Here is a 13894-nt window from a genome sequence, read left to right on the forward strand (position 1 = left end):
CCCCGCGCTTGATGCGGTCGCGGACGTGATCCGCGAAGCAGCAAGCTCCGCCATGGCCGAGTTCAAGGATGGGCTCGCCGCGCATTCCGGCACCGAAAGCATCCGACGGGCCGAAGAGCACGCTTCCCGGCGACGGACGAACGGTTAGCGCGGCGGACAGGGCCGCGTCGGGAGTCCGGCCCTGTTCCCGCTCTTCCACGGGACCGTGACAGACCACGCGCCTTCTGGGTCGGCGTCGATCTGCCATTGAGGGCAAGCCCGCCAGGACGGCTTAGCCCGAAGTGAGAGGGATTTTAACGATGGGTCGTTGCGGGGCTCCTGGAGGTCCTGTGGGCCTTCACCATGAAGCAGTCGCTGGGGTTCACGAAGCTGGTGCCGAGTCTCGTGACCCTTGTGGCGATGATCGTCAGCTTCTGGCTCCTGTCCCCATCGGGTGTTTCCACCGCGCCGGAGCGATGATGCCCACGGGATGCCATCGCCTCGATCGGAACGGCAGCGTAAAAAACAGCTTGACAATTAAAGTGACGTTCTCCATTTGTTCGACACCATGTTGAACGCGCCCTCACCTATCCTTGGCCTCGGACAGCGCCTTCCGCGCCCCGGCGTCGCGCGTTCCCCGTACATACGCTGATACCCTCAGAACCCCCGCCCCTGATCGGTTCACGCGGACGGTGCCGTCCGCCTCGGGACGAGCGTATCCATGCCCATCACCTCGCAAGTAGTCGTCTGCTCGGATGACGATCCAGACCTCCTGGCCCGCATCCGGGAGGAGGCCTCCGGCCTCGCCTTGCCGCCCCGTGGCACCGTCCGATGCGTCGGACGCCCGCTGTTCCGGACGCAGGTTGCCCGCGACGTTGGCTGCCTGCTCGACATCGATCCCGCCGTGGTGTCGTGGACGTGCCTGCCTCGCGTCCTGCACCATCGTGACGGGCGGCACGTTCCCGATTTCGCGGTGACCCGCGCGACGGGCGTCACGCTGCTCGATGCGGTGCCGGCCTCGGGTTCACCTCCCCTGCCCGGCTGGATGCCCGCCGCGGCGCAGGAACTCGGCCCTCGGTACGAGGTCCTTCACGAGATCGACGTCCGCGACGGCTTCCGGCTCGAGAACGCCCGCGACCTGCTGCGCTACGCGTCGTACCGGGTCTCGCTCGGCGACCGCGTGCGGCTGCTGGCGCTTCTGGACGAGCATGGCCCGCTGCCGCTCGCGGCCTGCATGCAGGCGGTGCGCGAGGCGCGTGACGCGATAGGCGTGATCGCCGCCCTGGCGCTGCGCCGCTTCCTCGAGATCGAGCTCGACGAGGCCCGCATCGGCCCCGACACGAGGGTCGCCCGCTTCCGCGGCTGAACCGCCCCTCCCCGATCACCACGACTGATCGCCGGTCCCCGAATCCTCGGGACCGGACGCGATGGAGCACGCCATGATGATCACGATCCGCGACCGCCGCCCCGTTTCCGAGCTCGACGACAGAATCGAGCGCCTGCGTGACCTCGCGCAGGACCTCGAGCGCATCCGCCGCGGCGAGCATCCCGGACGGCGCACGCTCGCCGGGGCGCCGCTGCTCGAGGACTGGAGCCTCGCCACGTCCCTCGAGCACTGCCTGACGGGCACCATGCACGGCCACCCGACCGTCGGGGACGGCCGGAACGGCGTCACCTCGAGCCTGTGGGTGTTCGCCCCGGCCCTCGGCTACGCGCGCACCTTCTCCCGCCTCTAGGGGCATGTCCATGATACGCGCCCGCCAGTACGGGTCGGGCCGACCTGGTTCTTCAATCCCGGGAACATCGCCCGCATGTCGATCGACCTGGAGGCGCACATCCCGAGCGTCTTCTCCCTCGTCCCGAGCCGCGAGGATGCCATCGACGAGCACCTGTCGCGTGCTCTTCCCTTCGGGCTCCGCCGTCACGTCATCGAGCACGTTCCGGACATCTTCAACCATACGGGCAGACGGATCGACGTGGCTGAACCCCAGCCGATCAGCGATCGTCCGGAGAGCAGCTTCGTGAACCTCCTCCGGCAGGAATCCGAGCTGCCATGCAGCGAAGACGGCTCGGTGTTCCTCGAGGAGATGCAGGCTGTGTTCGAGGAACTCGACGTGGACCCCAAGGTCAGGGACATGCTTTCGGGGCTTTTGGCCGAACAGGTCGACAGTTCCGCGAACGGAAGGTGACCTCAATGGCATAGTGGGGACTCCCAAAGCCCTCGTGGCAGCCTGCTGGAGTTGCTCCGCCTTCGGACCGTGGCCGGGAGAGGTCTCTACGTCCACCCGTGAATGACCACCGCATTCTTCAGTCCGCAAGTATCGCGCATCCTCTGCTTAACGGGTTGCTGGGCACGGGGGCGCGCGACGCTCCATGATCGTCTGACAGACTTGCGCGGGAACCTTAGCACCGTATGATGCCAAACGTTTCAATCCTGAAAATTTTCCGCCGTGCCCAGCCCACCTGATGCCCCGCCGCTGTCCGAGCGCATCCTGGCTGCCTATGACGACCTGACGCGGAGCGAGCGCCGGCTGGCCGATGTGCTGCTCGCCAACGGCGATGCGGTGGTCCTTTACTCGGCCTCCGACATCTCCGAGCGCGCCCAGGTCTCGAAAGCGACGACCGCCCGCTTCTTCCGGCACATGGGCTATCCCAGCTTCAAGACCGCCCAGAGGGAAGCCCGCAAGCCTGAGCCAGGACCTTCGCCCGAGACCCAGAGGATCGGTCGCTTCAGCACGAACAGGGCCGAGATCGGCGACCATCTGGCCAATGACGTCCAGAACCTCGTGCGTTCCGTGGAGCAGTTGCGCTCGGATGAGATCGCCCTGGCCGTGCAGACCATGGCCCGGGCCGAGAAGCTCTGGGTCGTGGGCTTCGGCGACAACTACCCCTTGGCGCATTTCGCCCGGGCGCTCCTCATCCGGGTCAAGCCGGACATCCGCATGGTGCCGATCGGTGGGTTTTCCATTCCGGAGGAGTTCGCATCCATCCGATCCACCGACTCCATGCTGGCCCTCGGGATCGGCCGCCGGACCCGCAGCCTGCGCTCGATCATGCGATCGGCCACGCAGGTCGGCGCGCAGGTCCTGCTGGTGACCGACCAGGCAGCAAAGGCGGGACCTGACGTCGCCAAGGTGACGCTCCGGTGCAGGACCAAGGGGTCGGGCGTGTTCGACAGCGTGGTCGCGCCGGTGTCCCTCCTTACCTACCTGTGCTCGGCACTCGCCCTGAAGATCGGACAGTCGGCCATCGAGCGCCTTCAGTTCATCGACCAGATCCACCAGGACTGGGGCGAGGTCCTGACGGGGGACATCTGACCCGGAAGCCCTCAGGCCTGAACCGTTTGCCGCGCGGAGCGACTCCCAAAACATGCAATCCTGAAAATAAAACAGTCACTTCTGAAATTTCATTGACTCGCCCCTGGCCGCGCAGCACTCTGCTGCTCGATGGGCCGACAAGCCCGTTCCCGACCATCCAACTGAAGCCTTTCGAGCCAGAGTTCTCTCCGGAGCGGAGTTGCGTGCCCTGCGGGGTCCGCCCGATCGCGTTCGGCGGAAACGTCCCCGCCTGCCTCAGGCACCCGCCCGGGTCGTTCCAGGAGACCATCCATGACGCGAACCATGCTCCGCTTCCTGCGATCCACGATGCTCACGGTCATCGGCCTGGGACTCGCGGCCGGTGCCGCCTCGGCCAAGGACATCGTCTGGGCGCGCTATGGCGACATCGACACCCTCGATCCCCACAGGGCGACCAGCACCCTGTCGCTCCAGGTGTGGAGCCTGATCTACGACACGCTGCTCGCGACCGACAAGGACGGCAAACCCGTCCCTCACATCGCCAAGTCGTGGACATTGAGTGCGGACGGCCGGGAATACACCTTCACGCTTCAGGACGGCGTCGTCTGCCATGACGGCACGCCCCTGAATGCCGAGGACGTCAAGTACACCGTCGACCGTGCTCTCGACGCCGCGAACCCGAGCGTCACGAAGGCAAGCTGGGGACCCATCACCTCCGCCGAGGTCGTCGACCCCCTGACGGTGAAGCTCAAGCTCGACACGCCGTTCGTCGCGCTCATCCCGTTCCTGGCCGACAGCTTCTCGTCGATCATCTGCGACTCCAACAAGAACGCCCAAGGCTTCGGGACGACGACCGCGATCGGCTCGGGACCCTGGAAGCTGACGTCCTGGACCAAGGGCGACAGGATCGTGCTGGCCAGGAACCCGTCCTACAGGAACTTCGGCAAGCTGGCGGAGAACAAGGGTGCGCCGTATATGGACGGCCTCGTCATCCCCACCGTGCCCGAGCCGCAGGCCCGCCTCGCCGGACTGAAGACCGGCGCGATCCACATCGCCGAGCCGCCCCTGGACGACGTGCCGGCGCTCAGGAAGTCGGGCGAGCTCGGCATCGTGATCGCCGAGAACACGGGCCAGAACGTGTTCTGGGAGTTCGCGGTGCATCGCCCGCCCTTCAATGACGTCCGTGCGCGTCGGGCCGTGGCCCACGCGACCGATGCCGCCGCCGCCATCGATCTCGTTTACGGCGACCTCTCGATCCCCGAGAAATGCCCGATCTCGCGAGGCGTGTTCGGCAACGATCAGGAGTTCTGCGCCGCCCACGGGCAGCCGTACGATCCCGCGAAGGCGAAGGCCCTGCTGGCCGAACTCGGCTACGGGCCGAACAAGCCCCTCGAAGTGACGCTGATCGCCTGGACGGGCGGCAAGCGCGACAAGCTCGCCGAGGTGTTCCAGAACCAGCTCGCCGAGGTCGGGATCAAGGCGCGGATCGAGATCATGGACATCGGCACGATGAACGCCCGCGTGCGCCAGGAGAACGAGAAGCCGACGGGCATCGGCAGCATGGACATGATGACCTGGTCCTGGTTCGATCCCGACATCCTCTACGCCCTCTGGCACTCTCCCGGTGCGTATCGCGGCTTCACCTCGCCTGAGCTCGACGCGATGCTGGAGAAGACCCGGGTCCTCACGAACGAGGCCGAACGCAAGGCGGCGGTCCAGAACGTGATGGCTTACCTTCTCGAGAACGCGATCCACGTCCCGCTCTACACGCCGGGCTGGGAGTGGGTGTTCGCCGTCCGCCCCGAGGTGAAGGGCTTCAAGGTGGCGCCGTTCGTGTATCCGATCTTCAACGACGTGAAGTTCTAGGATCCCTTCCGCGGGCGGAAGGAATCCCTCCGCCCGCGCGGCATTCGTCAAGGGAAGCGACGGGACCGGTCCGTGTGGAAGTTCATCCGCAGGCGCATCGCGATGGGACTGCTCACGGTGTTCGTGACGACGGTCGCCGTCACGCTGCTGATCCACCTCGTGCCCGGCGATCCCGTGCAGATCATGTATGCGCAAAGCCAGGGCACGACGCCCGAGCAACTGGAGGAGATCCGCCGCTCGCTCGGCCTGGACCGCCCCATCCCGGAGCAGTACGTCCGCTTCATCGGCCGCCTCCTGCACGGTGACCTTGGAACGACGGTCAGGGGGCAGCAACCCGTTCTCGACCTGATCCTCCAGCGCCTGCCCAACACACTCGTCCTGGCCCTTACGGCCATGATCCTCGCCGTGCTGATCGGCGTGCCGCTCGGCTTCCTGGCGGCCTACAAGCGGGGAAGCGCCCTCGACACCGGTCTCATGGCGCTGGCGATCGCCGGGGTCTCGATCCCGCATTTCTGGCTCGGCCTGATCCTGCTGTTCCTCTTCGCGGTCGAATTCCAATGGCTCCCCGTCGCCGGGACCGGAGCGCTCAACCTCATTCTCCCGGCCCTCACCCTCGGCCTGTCGAACGCGGCCATCGTGGCCCGCATGACACGCTCGGCGATGATCGATGTCATGAGTCAGGACTTCGTCCGGACCGCCCACTCGAAGGGCCTGCCGAAGGCCGTCGTCCTCGAACGGCATGTGCTGAGGGCCGGCCTGATCCCGGTGATCACGATGATGGGGATGCAGTTCGCCGCCATGATGGGCGGCGCCATCGTCGTCGAGAACATCTTCGCCTGGAACGGCGTCGGACGGCTTGCGATCGAGGCCATCTTCCAGCGCGACTATCCCATGATCCAGGGATTCATCCTGGTCTTCGCGACCGTGGTGGTGGTCGTCTCGATCCTGCTGGACGTGGCCTACGCGTTCGCCGATCCGCGCATCCGGAGGAGTTGAGCGTGGCCGTCGAAAGCCCTTCGGTGCTGGTGGCTGAATCCGACAGGCCCGGCAAGGCGAGGAAGGGCTTCTGGCGACGGCTCGTCTCGTCCCCGGGAGGCGTCATCGGACTCGCGGTTGTCGCGCTCCTCATCGTCACCGCCTTGTTCGCCGATCAGATCGCGCCGTTCTCCCCGACCAGGATGGGAGCGGGCCGCAGGCTCGTCGAGCCGTCCCTGAGGCATCTCGCCGGAACGGACGAGTTCGGCCGCGACATGTTCTCCCGCATCGTCCACGGGGCGCGGCTCACCCTCCAGATCGGAGCCATCGCGGTCGGCATCTCCCTGACGGTGGGCCTGGCGCTGGGACTCGTGGCGGCCTACGCCCGCGGGCTGCTCGAGACGATCCTGATGCGGCTGTCGGATGTCCTGTTCTCGTTCACGGAAACCCTGATCGCCCTCGCCTGCGTGGCGGTGCTGGGGCCGAGCCTCGAGAACGCGATGATCGCCGTCGGCATCGCAGGCATCCCCTACTATGCCCGGACAGCGTATGCGACCGCGCTCGTGGAGGTCTCGAAACCCTACTTCGAGGGGTCGGTGGTGGCGGGCGCGGGACCGATCCGCCTCATCCTGCTGCATCTCCTGCCCAACGTGATGCCGACCATGGTGGTCGTCGCGACGCTCGGCCTGTCGTCGGCGATCCTGGCGGCCGCGGGGTTGAGCTTTCTCGGGTTGGGGGCGCAGCCGCCGGCCCCGGAATGGGGAGCGATGCTGTCCGCCGGGCGTGACTTCTTCAACCGCGCTCCATGGCTGATGCTCTACCCGGGCCTTGCCATCGCCCTGGTCGTCCTGGCCTTCAACCTTCTCGGGGATGCCATCCGCGAGGCCCTGGACCCTCACGGGAGGGAGCGATGATGCCCCCGCCCCTGCTGAGCGTGTCCTCCCTGTCCGTGGCCTTCGGGCACCGTGAGCCGCGCACCGTCGTGTCGGACGTCTCCTTCGAGGTGGGCGCGGGCGAGACGGTCGCCCTGGTCGGCGAGAGCGGGTCCGGCAAGAGCGTGACCGCCCTCTCGATCGTGGGACTGCTCCCGCAAGGGGCCGCCCGCATCACGGGCGGCCCCATCTCCTTCGAGGGGCGGAACATCCTTACGCTCGATGACGAGGCCCGGCGGCACCTGCGCGGAAACCGCATCGGGATGATCTTCCAGGAGCCGATGACCTCCCTCAATCCGGTGCTGTCGATCGGTCGGCAAATGACGGAGGCACTGGAGGTCCATCGCGGACTCGACGGCACCGCCGCCCGGAGGCGTGCCATCGCAATACTCGAGCACGTCGGGATTGCGAATGCAGTCGCACGGCTGGAGCAGTACCCGCACGAGTTCTCCGGCGGGATGCGTCAGCGGGTCATGATCGCTGCGGTGATGGCTCTGGAACCCCGGCTGCTCATTGCCGACGAACCCACGACGGCGCTGGACGTCACGGTCCAGGCCCAGATCCTCGACCTGATGCGGACCGTGACGCGGGAGGCCGGGACCAGCCTCCTCCTGATCACGCACGACATGGGTGTCGTGGCCGAGATGGCCGATCGGGTGGTGGTGATGCGGCATGGCCGGATCGTCGAGACGAATGCCGTCACGGCGCTCTTCCGGGCACCGGCCGAGTCCTATACTCAGGCGCTCCTGGCAGCCGTGCCTCGGATCGACGGTCCCGGACCGTCCCGACCCTCGGCCCGGGACCTGTCGCAGGCACCGATCCTCAGCCTGTCGGGCATCTCCAAGACGTTCCACGGCGGCGGGTGGCTGCGGTCGGCATCCGCCACGATGGCCCTCGACGATGTCACGCTCGAGGTCGATCGCGCGCAGACGGTGGCCCTCGTCGGCGAGAGCGGCTCCGGCAAGTCCACGCTCGGCCGCATCGCGGTGCGGCTGACGGAACCCGACAGCGGCCGGGTCCTGGTTGAGGGCGAGGACATCACCGCGGCCCGGGGGACCCGCCTGCGCACCGCCCGATCAAGGATTCAGTTCGTCTTCCAGGACCCGTACGCCTCACTCGACCCCCGCTTCACAATCGAGCGCACCCTCGCCGAGCCCCTGAAGGTCAAGGGTGGCCTCGAGGCACGCGAGATCCGTCGCCGGGTCGCATCCCTCCTCGACCGGGTCGGCCTGCCGGCGAACGCCGCGACGCGCCTGCCCCACGAGTTCTCCGGAGGGCAACGGCAGCGCATCGCCATCGCGCGCACGCTCGCGGTCGATCCGGCCGTGATCGTCGCCGACGAGCCGACCTCGGCGCTGGACGTCTCCGTGCAGGCGCAGATCCTGGACCTGCTGGCCGGCTTGCAGCGCGAACAGGCGCTCGCGCTCCTGTTCATCACGCATGACCTTTCGGTCGTTCGCAGGGTCGCCCACCGCGTGGCCGTGATGCGCGCGGGGCGGATCGTCGAGGTCGGGCAGGCGGCGGATGTCCTGGATCATCCCCTGCATCCCTATACCCGTTCGTTGCTGTCTGCGGCCCCGGTTCCCGACCCGCTCGGACGCGGACGACCGCGCCTCACCTGTCCGCCCGACGCGCCGTCCGGGCCGCTTCGGGCGGTCTCCCCTGATCACTGGATAGCCTCATGACGATCGGCATCGCCGCCTTTGGACCTAATGCCGGACAGGCCGTGTTCGACGCCCTACGTACCGCGGAGCTCGTCGGCCACGGCGCGATCGGCGGATTCGTCAGCCTGGTCGTGATCGGGGAGGACGGAAAACTGCACCGGGGCGAAACCCAGCGGGGTGGCACGCGCGGCCTGTTCGAGGGTGACGCGGTGCCCGCGCACATTGCACGCGCACGCTACGCTGCGCTGATGTCGAGCGGCCCGGACCGGCCTTCTCCGCTGTCGCAGTTCACGCCGGCCGATGCGCGGATCGGGCTCGTGACCGGCCACCGGCTTCCCAATACGGTCGGAGCCGCCGGCATCGCCCTGAACGAGGAGGTCCTTGGGCTGATGGGTCAGGGCATGACGCCCGCCGAGGCCGTGGAGCGCGTTGTCCGGGAGAACCCGACAAGCGATGCCGGAATCATCGCATTGTCGCTGGATGGCGAGGTCTTCGCGGAAGATACCGCATACGTGGCCAGGTTCCCGGATCGCGGTCAGGCCGTACTGGGTTCGGTCGACCAAGGCGCTGTCGTCGCCGTGCTCCACAATGCCATCCGTCCGTATCGCTCCCTGGCCGCTCTCGTGGCCGAGACCGCCCTCGACCGCATGGATCCGCCGGATGCCGCGGATGATACCCTCCGCCTGTCGGCAGGACTGCCGATCCGGAAAGGTCCGGTAAACGCCATTCAGATCGACGAAACCCATGCAGTCACGTCCTTGACGGTGAGCGATCCGAAGTATCTGGCCGGAAGCTGGAGCATGGGGCTTGGTCCGATGGTGCCGATCCTCATGGACGACAAGGTCGTCGCACATGCCCTCTACGAACCTTACCTCGTCATTGCATCGGGTTGCCTCGCATCCATCGACGGAGCGGACGCGCTTCAGATCCCCATTCGGCACGCTCGGCAGTGATGTTCGCGTGCCGGGTGCAAATCCCGACCCAGTGTTGGTCGCGTGGTCAGGCTCCCGCACACCCTGTCATGCGTGCAGAGGAAATCCCGCAGGCGTAACCGTCTCGCCCTCCGCACCCATACGGCTGGCGCAGTCGTAAATCAGTCCATGGTGCGACGAACAGCCTAGCCCCAAGGGGGTCTGCGCATGTATTCGGATCCTGGCCGAAAGGTGCACGATGACCGTCCCCAGACCCGGGATCGGGACCAACGGCGAGGCGGGAAGCCCGTCGTAGTGAAGGCCTCCCGCGTCACCGATGTCATGCTCATGCGACCTTGGAGAGGTCGTCGCCGGCTTCGCCGTCTTCGTCCTTTGCTTTCGCACCCCGGCGGGGTGCCTTCCCCAGGCTCTGCTGGATGAGCTTCATGGCCTCGGTCTCGGTGATGTGCCTCGAAGCCGACACCTCCTGCACAAGTAAGGCGATGGCGCTGTCGTAGAGGCCGCGCTCGCTGAAGGATGCCTCGGCCTCCCCCTCGCTCCGATGGAGATCGCGGATCACCTCGGCTACCTGGATGATGTCCCCCGAATTGATCCTGCCCCCGAGTTCCACTGCCCGGCGGGACCACATCTGGCGCGACTTGCGTGCACGCCCGGTCAGGATCTCGAACGCCTCTTCGATGGCCTCGGCATCCGAGACCTTTCGCAGCCCCTGCTTGGCCGCGCGCGCCGTCGGGATCTTCACGACGGCATTCTCACGCTCAAAGGAGATCACGTAGACCTCGAGCTTGAAGCCCGCTGCCTCCTGCTCCTCGATCGAACTGATGCGACCGACTCCCCGGCCGGGATAGACGACTGCCTCGCCGACGGCGAACTTCTGCGTGGTTGAGTCCTTCGCACCGGTACCCATGAAACAAACGCTCCTTATGGCCGTCCGGCGAGGATGGCCATTCACACAGGGGATGGGTGTGTAGCCGGTTACGCATCAGAAACCAAAAGGAGGGCGGCCAAGTTTCGAGCAGGCTCCCCGAAACTCCTGGATGGCGGCGCGCCTGACGATGCGATCGGACGCCATCGCGGGACAGAAGCATTCGTCCGACCAGGGTGGAGGCGGATCTCCGCTACGCAGATTGCTGGGGCGGGACTGGAGGCCCTTCCCGGCACGGTCCATGCCCGTCATGCCGTGGCGAGCGGCTGGGTGAACAGTTGGTCTTCCACGCCTCGGACCCCTGATGTGTTCTCCGCCACGACGTGCAGTGCCGCCCGCTCCGCCGCCGAGCGCACGGGACCCGAGAGGTTCACGTCTCCCTCGTGCACGGTGACATCAATGAATCTGAGTCCCCACGGAATCCGCCTGATGCGCGCTTCGAGGTCCTTGCGGATGGCCTCGTCCGACCGCGGTCCCGCCATCCCGGGTGCGCTCAGGCGTGCCAGGGCCCTGACGAGGTCGCTGCGGCTGACAACCCCGACGACGTGGTCGCCCGCGATAACCGGCAGCCATCGAAGACGCCGTTTCCCGAGAGCTCGCGCGAATTCGTGCAATGGTGTGTCGGCGGTGGTGGTAACCGGGCGGGCGGTCATCACGTGGCGGGCGCGCCGACCGTGCGACCTGACATAGTCCACAGCCGCTGTGCTGGCATCCCGGAAAACCTTGCGCCACCAGGATCCATCCTCATCGGTGCCGAGTTCGACCCGGCGTATCAGGTCGGCCTCGCTCACCACTCCTAACAGGTGCCCTTTGGAATCGGTGACCGGCACGGCGCGAATGCGCTTCTCGAGCAGCATGTTCGCGACCTCATGAATGGGGGTGTCCGGCAACACCGAGACCACTTCGCGGGTCATGATGTCGGCGACGGTGGCAGGAATGGCTGGAGCGGAGGGCGGTCCGGAGTCCCCCTCCGCTACGCGGGTTCGGCGCCGCGGCTCGAGGTGCACGACTTCCGCCATTTCCAACTCCGCTGCGGCGTCCTCCAAGGCCTTCCTGCGCACTCTCCACGGCCACAGGGAGGGATAATCGACGTTGGCAGCAGTTCGGAGAGGATGCGGCGAGAGGAGTTAGGTTAGACCAGCGCGTGCAACACCCTCGATGTGCCGCGCGCGGTCCTCCGCGCGGATGAACCCGGATGTCGTCTCGATCGACGACAGCGAGATGTCAGGGGCAATCGCCTTCAGGTCCCCCAGCAGGTTCGCGGCCGCCTCGGCATCCCCCCAGATATCCCGCGCAGGCAACGCCGATCAGCAGCGGGTAGACGTGCCCGGGCCGCAGGCGGTGGGCCTCCCGCGCGTAGCGCAGCCCAAGATCGTAATGGCCTCCCTGGAAATAAGCGGCGGCGTAAAAGAAGTAGTAATCCCCGAGGAATGCCTCGCGCGGGCTCAACCGCAGGGCATGGTCTATGCAGCGTATGGCCTCTTCGGACCGCCCCCCGAAGGCGTGCGCGATGCCGAGCTGGCCATGTGCGAAGGCGAAGCTGGGGTTGATCTCCACCGCCCGGGTCAGGGCCGTCATCGCGAGAGCATTGTCGCGGGTTGCGTAGCCCGTCATCGCCTGCGCGAGGTAGGCCCAAGGCTCGTCCTCGTCGGCGGTCAGGGCGCGCCGCATCGAAGTGTTCGCTAGGGTCAGCGCCTGGCCCATGTCATCCCAGCCCTGGAGCGCCCGCCACATGGTGATCCAGGCCTTGAGACCGAGCGCCTGCGCGTAGGCGGGATCGAGGCCGATTGCCCACTCGAGCAGGCGGAGCGCGTTCCGGCTGCACTCGTTCGAGAGCTGCGAACACAGGAACAGGGCGCGCACCACGCACTCCCATGCATCCAGGCTCTGCGGCGGCTTGCGGCTTGCCCGGGCATGCTCTGCGGCCAGGACCTCGGACCCGATGCGGCCGACCACGCTTGCCGTGATCTCGTCTTGGATGGCGAAGATGTCGTCGATGCGCCCGTCATAGCGGTCGGCCCAGAGATGCTGGCCCGTCGCCGCCTCCACGAGTTGGGCCGTCACCCGGACGTGGTCGGCCGCCCGGCGGACGCTGCCCTCCAGGATATACCGGACCCCGAGTTCGCGGCCGACAGCACGCACGTCCACCCGTTTCCCCTTGTAGGTGAACATCGTGTTCCGGGCGATCACGAAGAAGCCCCGGAACTTGGACAGGGCGGTCGTGATGTCCTCGGTGATCCCGTCGCCGAAGAACTCCTGCTCCGGATCGGCGCACATGTTGTCGAACGGCAGCACCGCAATCGAGGGCCGGTCGGGGATCGCCAGGGAAGCCGCGACTGCCGGTGCGTCACCGAGGATTGCCCGGTAGACCCGCACCGGCCGCGCGATATTCTTGACCGTGCGCTCGCCGAGAAACTCGAAGGAGCAGTTGAGCTTACCACCGAGGTGATCGTAGGCGGTGCCAGAGACGCACACGCCACCAGGGTCTGCCAAGCTCTCGAGCCGGGCCGCGACGTTCACGCCGTCGCCATAGAGGTCGCCGTCCTCACAGATCACGTCGCCGAGGTTGATCCCGATCCGGAAGCGGATCCGCTTTTCCTCCGTCACCGCCGCTTCCCGTTCGGCGATGGCCTGCTGGACCTGGAGCGCGAAGGTGACTGCCTCGACGACGCTGTGGAACTCGCAGAGTGCACCGTCGCCTGTGAGCTTGACCGTCCGGCCGTGATACTGCGCAACGAGCGGCTCGATCGTTTCCTTCCGGTGGGCCTTGAGGCGGTCGAAGGTGCCGCGCTCGTCCTGCTCCATCAGGCGCGAGTATCCGACCACATCGGCCGCGAGCACGGCGGCGAGCCTGCGTTCGATGCGGGGAGCGCTCATGGCGCAACCCTCCGGGAGGCGTTTGAGGCTCTGCCATCCTACACCAGATCAGGCCCGGAAGCGCGGCCTTGGTCCGTTCAGGGTCAAACGATGAAATTCCGACCACTCAATGAGCGTCAGGTCTGACCATCGAAGCCGACCAAGCTCTTAGGTCCGCCTCGTGCCAAAGGACTAAACCGCTCTCGCGGTAGCTTGCTGCGGCGACCGACACGGCCAATACGCTAGCGAGGCGGGGCGTCCTGTCTTGAAGATGAGGAGTTGGCAAACCCTCACTCAAGACAGGAGCATCCCCATGACCGACGAAGCCATGAGCCCGTTGCGGCGCCGCATGATCGAAGACATGGCGATCCGCAAGTTAGCGCCGAAGACCCAACAAGGCTACATCCACACCATCAAGGACTTCGCCGCCTTCCTCGGCCGATCGCCCGACACGGCGAGCTTCGAGGAC

Annotated in this window: 13 protein-coding genes and 1 pseudogene; 11 read left to right on the forward strand and 3 right to left on the reverse strand. The window is 66.7% G+C overall.

Features of this window, described 5'->3' with window-relative positions:
• Positions 1 to 315: 315 nt before the first annotated feature.
• From BN1233_RS45305 to BN1233_RS33930, 10 genes and pseudogenes are all read left to right on the forward strand, one after another.
• Positions 316 to 459, forward strand: a pseudogene (locus BN1233_RS45305) (DMT family transporter); the annotation flags it as partial.
• A gap of 241 nt (positions 460 to 700) precedes the next feature.
• On the forward strand, positions 701 to 1345 hold the full coding sequence (locus tag BN1233_RS33890) for a hypothetical protein (RefSeq protein ID WP_048710682.1): 645 nt from the start codon (positions 701 to 703) through the stop codon (positions 1343 to 1345).
• Between the two features lie 73 nt (positions 1346 to 1418).
• Positions 1419 to 1715, forward strand: coding sequence for a hypothetical protein (locus BN1233_RS33895; protein ID WP_046868069.1), 297 nt, complete (start codon positions 1419 to 1421; stop codon positions 1713 to 1715).
• Positions 1716 to 1790: 75 nt separating this feature from the next.
• On the forward strand, positions 1791 to 2168 hold the full coding sequence (locus BN1233_RS33900; RefSeq protein WP_046868070.1) for a hypothetical protein: 378 nt from the start codon (positions 1791 to 1793) through the stop codon (positions 2166 to 2168).
• A 261-nt stretch (positions 2169 to 2429) separates the two neighbouring features.
• A complete protein-coding gene (locus BN1233_RS33905; RefSeq protein ID WP_046868071.1) occupies positions 2430 to 3296 on the forward strand; it encodes a MurR/RpiR family transcriptional regulator in 867 nt (288 codons plus the stop codon).
• 291 nt (positions 3297 to 3587) lie between these two features.
• A complete protein-coding gene (locus BN1233_RS33910; RefSeq protein WP_197094672.1) occupies positions 3588 to 5141 on the forward strand; it encodes an ABC transporter substrate-binding protein in 1554 nt (517 codons plus the stop codon).
• Between the two features lie 72 nt (positions 5142 to 5213).
• A complete protein-coding gene (locus tag BN1233_RS33915) occupies positions 5214 to 6137 on the forward strand; it encodes an ABC transporter permease (protein ID WP_046868072.1) in 924 nt (307 codons plus the stop codon).
• Between the two features lie 2 nt (positions 6138 to 6139).
• The gene (locus tag BN1233_RS33920; RefSeq protein ID WP_147707706.1) at positions 6140 to 7030 is read left to right on the forward strand and encodes an ABC transporter permease; all 891 of its coding nucleotides are present in this window, start codon (positions 6140 to 6142) and stop codon (positions 7028 to 7030) included.
• The gene (locus tag BN1233_RS33925) at positions 7027 to 8733 is read left to right on the forward strand and encodes an ABC transporter ATP-binding protein (RefSeq protein WP_052764052.1); all 1707 of its coding nucleotides are present in this window, start codon (positions 7027 to 7029) and stop codon (positions 8731 to 8733) included. Before BN1233_RS33920 ends, BN1233_RS33925 begins: the two co-directional genes overlap by 4 nt.
• Positions 8730 to 9665 (forward strand): DUF6963 family protein, encoded by a 936-nt coding sequence (locus BN1233_RS33930; protein ID WP_046868073.1) that lies wholly within the window; start codon positions 8730 to 8732, stop codon positions 9663 to 9665. The genes BN1233_RS33925 and BN1233_RS33930 overlap by 4 nt, the downstream gene beginning before the upstream one ends.
• Positions 9666 to 9969: 304 nt before the next feature.
• On the opposite strand, the gene BN1233_RS33935 is transcribed toward BN1233_RS33930, so the two are convergent.
• The 3 genes from BN1233_RS33935 to BN1233_RS33945 all read right to left on the reverse strand — a co-directional run bounded on the left by BN1233_RS33935 (position 9970) and on the right by BN1233_RS33945 (position 13446).
• Positions 9970 to 10551 (reverse strand): CarD family transcriptional regulator, encoded by a 582-nt coding sequence (locus tag BN1233_RS33935; protein ID WP_046868074.1) that lies wholly within the window; start codon positions 10549 to 10551, stop codon positions 9970 to 9972.
• A 266-nt stretch (positions 10552 to 10817) separates the two neighbouring features.
• Positions 10818 to 11588 (reverse strand): CBS domain-containing protein, encoded by a 771-nt coding sequence (locus BN1233_RS33940; protein ID WP_048710685.1) that lies wholly within the window; start codon positions 11586 to 11588, stop codon positions 10818 to 10820.
• 205 nt (positions 11589 to 11793) lie between these two features.
• The gene (locus tag BN1233_RS33945; protein WP_244471084.1) at positions 11794 to 13446 is read right to left on the reverse strand and encodes an adenylate/guanylate cyclase domain-containing protein; all 1653 of its coding nucleotides are present in this window, start codon (positions 13444 to 13446) and stop codon (positions 11794 to 11796) included.
• Positions 13447 to 13774: 328 nt separating this feature from the next.
• On the opposite strand from BN1233_RS33945, the gene BN1233_RS51585 reads away from it, so the two are divergent.
• The coding region (locus tag BN1233_RS51585) for a phage integrase N-terminal SAM-like domain-containing protein (RefSeq protein ID WP_280139506.1) at positions 13775 to 13894 on the forward strand (120 nt) is incomplete at its 3' end.

Origin of the sequence: Microvirga massiliensis, from assembly GCF_001006805.1 — a bacterium.
GTDB lineage: Bacteria > Pseudomonadota > Alphaproteobacteria > Rhizobiales > Beijerinckiaceae > Microvirga > Microvirga massiliensis.

What these genes read in the sequence shown, in the direction of transcription:
- BN1233_RS33890 (WP_048710682.1), top strand. Translation starts at nt 701, where the DNA reads ATGCCCATCACCTCGCAAGTAGTCGTCTGCTCGGATGACGATCCAGAC.
- BN1233_RS33895 (WP_046868069.1), top strand. Translation starts at nt 1,419, where the DNA reads ATGATGATCACGATCCGCGACCGCCGCCCCGTTTCCGAGCTCGACGAC.
- BN1233_RS33900 (WP_046868070.1), top strand. Translation starts at nt 1,791, where the DNA reads ATGTCGATCGACCTGGAGGCGCACATCCCGAGCGTCTTCTCCCTCGTC.
- BN1233_RS33910 (WP_197094672.1), top strand. Translation starts at nt 3,588, where the DNA reads ATGACGCGAACCATGCTCCGCTTCCTGCGATCCACGATGCTCACGGTC.
- BN1233_RS33925 (WP_052764052.1), top strand. Translation starts at nt 7,027, where the DNA reads ATGATGCCCCCGCCCCTGCTGAGCGTGTCCTCCCTGTCCGTGGCCTTC.
- BN1233_RS33930 (WP_046868073.1), top strand. Translation starts at nt 8,730, where the DNA reads ATGACGATCGGCATCGCCGCCTTTGGACCTAATGCCGGACAGGCCGTG.
- BN1233_RS33935 (WP_046868074.1), bottom strand. Translation starts at nt 10,551, where the DNA reads ATGGGTACCGGTGCGAAGGACTCAACCACGCAGAAGTTCGCCGTCGGC.
- BN1233_RS33940 (WP_048710685.1), bottom strand. Translation starts at nt 11,588, where the DNA reads ATGGCGGAAGTCGTGCACCTCGAGCCGCGGCGCCGAACCCGCGTAGCG.
- BN1233_RS33945 (WP_244471084.1), bottom strand. Translation starts at nt 13,446, where the DNA reads ATGAGCGCTCCCCGCATCGAACGCAGGCTCGCCGCCGTGCTCGCGGCC.